The sequence below is a fragment of the Ideonella sp. B508-1 genome, from assembly GCF_000333615.1.
In the GTDB taxonomy this organism is placed as follows: domain Bacteria; phylum Pseudomonadota; class Gammaproteobacteria; order Burkholderiales; family Burkholderiaceae_C; genus Ideonella.
The window spans coordinates 1-1,490 of sequence record NZ_BADL01000468.1 but is presented as its reverse complement, the minus strand read 5'-3'; the positions used below and the strand labels follow the sequence as shown (position 1 = coordinate 1,490).

At 58.7% G+C, this 1,490-nt stretch carries 1 protein-coding gene; it reads right to left on the bottom strand.

Annotated features, from left to right (window positions below; genetic code table 11):
• On the bottom strand, positions 1-1,421 hold a 1,421-nt coding region (locus tag I73_RS32780), incomplete at its 3' end, for a hypothetical protein (RefSeq protein WP_022982039.1).
• Between the last annotated feature and the right edge of the window lie 69 nt (positions 1,422-1,490).

Genomic DNA, 1,490 nt, shown 5'->3' with positions numbered 1-1,490 from the left:
GTGTTGACCTTGGTGCCCACACAAGTCGACCCACATGTCCAACTGCCCGGTGTGGTGTCCCATGTGTAAGCCCAGTTCAGAGTCCCAAGGCCGGGGCCGGTCAGAGACTTCTGCATGAGTGCACGAGCCGGGTAGGTGATGCTTTGCCGAACATCGTCCACGATGGACCCAGGACACTGAGGTGTCCCGTAATTCGGGAGGTTTTTCCCCTGTCGGATCCACTGGAATGTGAAACTCCCGACTGCCCCAGAAGGGTGCGTTATCGTGCTGATCAGTTGGTTCGCGGATGGCACGCCAGAACCGTCTGTCCACGTGCTATTGGCACCTGCTGAACATTTGCCCGCGTCTCCGGAAGCATATGAGGGCCAAGTCCTACCCTCCAGCATGGAGAACTTCCAGCTGCTCTTATCAGGTAGCGTTGCCTGGGTCAATAAGCCGTTGGTATATGCATAGGTCCAGGTTCTTGTACCATCCGTCGCAGAGCTGACCGATCCGTTGGTATAGGTCAGCTTGATGCTGCGACCATCCGAAGAATAGATTTCGGTCAGATTCCAGGGATTCGAGGCGTCGTAGCTGAACTTGACCCAGTTGCCAAAGCGGTCGGTGATTTGCGTCGGCAGCAACCAGATCTCGAGCCGCGGTAACGACCCGACCACGGAGCTGAGCCCGGGCGCCGATCGACTGGCCAGCTTGTCAAACTGGTACGTCGTGCCGTCCGGCGCCAGACCGATGAAGCCTTCGCCCCCCGACGCCATGGTGGTGCATCGAAATTGCCAGTTGGACTTGGTCACCACTCCATAGGTGTTTCCGTCCGAAGGCGCTGCCGTATATGCGGCGTCGCGCTTGAGCATCTTCTTGTCGCCAGCCCCCGGCAGGTACAGGAAGTTGCCGCCCCAGACGTTGTCGATCTCCCACTCGACGTCGGTGTTGCGCTTCACCGCAGGAGCGGGTGGACCAAAGTAGGTGCACCGGCTGTTGGTGACCACGTTGCCTGGCCCAAGAACAACCCAGCCGGAGTTCGTTACCGCATTGGAGGCGAAGATGCCGTGAATATGCGGGATGTTCAGATCCCAGTCGCCAAAGGCGTAGGAAGCCACCCGTTGATTGGAGACCGTGTAGCGACGGGACAGCTCCACGGGGATTGAAAAATTCCCCGGCAGGCTGATATCGGTCTGAACAAACTCGGTGGAGCCATTGAAAAGGCTGACCTTGTCGCCCATCAGGTCCGGCCCCAGCGCGGTCACGGCCTGATTGGCCCGGATCAGCTGGCCCTGCTGGGTATAAGCGGTTTCGTCCTGCTGTGCCTGAGCACCCGCACTGCTGCAAAGTGCGAGCAGCAAAACCAAACCTCGCCCACGCGAGACCTTGTTCAAAACCAGACTCAACATCAGACCCCCTGTTGCGCCCCACTGCTTGGGCATGGCGCTTCTATGTCATGCATGAAGGTGGGGACGATACCTCAATCGGTTCTGGCCGCTCATGAAGATGAT